The sequence below is a fragment of the Microcystis sp. LE19-195.1E genome (assembly GCF_027532095.1).
GTDB classification, from domain to species: Bacteria; Cyanobacteriota; Cyanobacteriia; order Cyanobacteriales; family Microcystaceae; genus Microcystis; species Microcystis aeruginosa.
Genome location: NZ_JAPZSZ010000062.1, coordinates 1 through 1,782 on the forward strand (window position 1 = coordinate 1; position 1,782 = coordinate 1,782).

Below are 1,782 nucleotides of genomic sequence, written 5' to 3' on the forward strand. Positions count from 1 at the left end.
TACTCCCCACAGTAAAGTTAGTGGCGGCACCAAAACTGCCCGTGCCGGTTCCTAATAGCACCGAGACGTTGCTGCTGTACAAGTTCGCCGTTGCCAAATCGGATTTGCCGTCGCCGTTGAAGTCCCCTACCGTCACGGAAAAGGGACCAGCCCCCACGGAAAAGTTGGTGGCAGTGCCAAAACTGCCCGTGCCGGTTCCTAATAGCACCGAGACGTTGTTGCCGTAACGGTTCGCCACAGCCAAATCGGATTTGCCGTCGCCGTTGAAGTCCCCTACCGTCACGGAAAGGGGACCAGCCCCCACGGAAAAGTTGGTGGCAGTGCCAAAACTGCCCGTGCCGGTTCCTAATAGCACCGAGACGTTGTTGTTGTAAAAGTTCGCCACAGCCAAATCCAATTTGCCGTCGCCGTTGAAGTCCCCTACCGTCACGGAATAGGGACCAGCCCCCACGGAAAAGTTGGTGGCAGTGCCAAAACTGCCCGTGCCGGTTCCCAATAGCACTGAGACGTTGTTGCCACCACGGTTCGCCACAGCCAGGTCCATTTTACCGTCGTTGTTGAAGTCCCGTACTGTCACGGAATAGGGACCACTCCCCACAGTAAAATTAGTAGCGGCACTAAATGCCATTTCCACACTAATCGCTTGCCCATCAACGGTAATAGTCGCCGCGTCATTTTCCTCTCGTATCGCGGCGATTTGCTCCTCTGTCAGCACTTCCCCCCGCACCAACGCCGAAAATAACTGCCCCTCATCCCCCGGCGTATCGCTGCTGTTGATTTGCGCGTCGATAAAATGCCCAATTTCTTCTAATAACACCGCTTTGAGGGTGGTAGCGTCCCCCGAATCAATCAGCGCTTGAGAAATATAAATCTTATTGGTACTGCTGGAATATGCGCCGAAAATCCCTGAATTGCCAAGGTTTTTAACTGTAATAGGGGGAAGTTGACTAAAATCTCGACTTTGCCACTGCTGTCGTAATTGCGTCGCTTTAACCACATCATAACTTGTGCCAAAAGCAGTTTCTAAATTTGCCCAAAAGTCATCAGATTGAGCGAAATCGAACAAAATATCGTAAACAGCAGGAAGGCTCGGCAACAGGGTAGAAGTCATGACATTGAACGCAAAAGACGACTGGTGCTATTTTATGCAAAAAATCGCCAATCTTTCAAGGGTGCTATGACAAAAATTAACATTTATACAAGAAAACGGGTTTCTAAATAGGCGTTTGCAGAAACCCGTTTTCTAAAGAAGTTCTAGGATTGGATTCTTGCGAAAGACTGCTTAAATTCTGCGAGAGAATTAGCGGTAGCTGCTAATTTTAGTAGCTCTTCTAAGATAGTAGGGTTAGTGATTTTGCCGATTATCTCTTCAATTTCTGAAGAAATTTGTCCAAAACGCACAGTTAAAACTGTTTTGATGTCATCGCGGCTTTTTTCTAACGCGCCAATTTCCTTGCCAATTTCCTTGCCAATTTCCTTGCCAATTTCCTTACCAATTTCCTTGCCAATTTCCTTGCCAATTTCCTTACCGCGTTCCATTCCTCGTAACTCCATATTACTCATTAAAGGCATGGTTCTTTCCTCTTCAAATTGTTTGATTTTACTCTCTAAACTTGACTGTAATTCAGGGGATAAAGTCATCATATTGTCGATGATTTCAAACAGTTTAATTATCTGTTCTCTCTCGAACTCCTTTTCATATAATCCCCTGATTAACTTCCACTTCCACTGTTCCCGTTGTGGCAGCTTCCCAGTAGTCGCTTTTGTTTTCAGGTGTGCCAT

1 protein-coding gene and 1 pseudogene are annotated in these 1,782 nt (G+C 46.9%); both read right to left on the reverse strand.

The window, feature by feature from the left end; genetic code table 11:
- A partial coding sequence (locus tag O9300_RS03690) for an FG-GAP repeat domain-containing protein (RefSeq protein ID WP_287970122.1) occupies nt 1–1,111 on the reverse strand: 1,111 nt, incomplete at its 3' end.
- Between the two features lie 143 nt (nt 1,112–1,254).
- Nucleotides 1,255–1,782, reverse strand: a pseudogene (locus tag O9300_RS03695) (hypothetical protein); the annotation flags it as partial.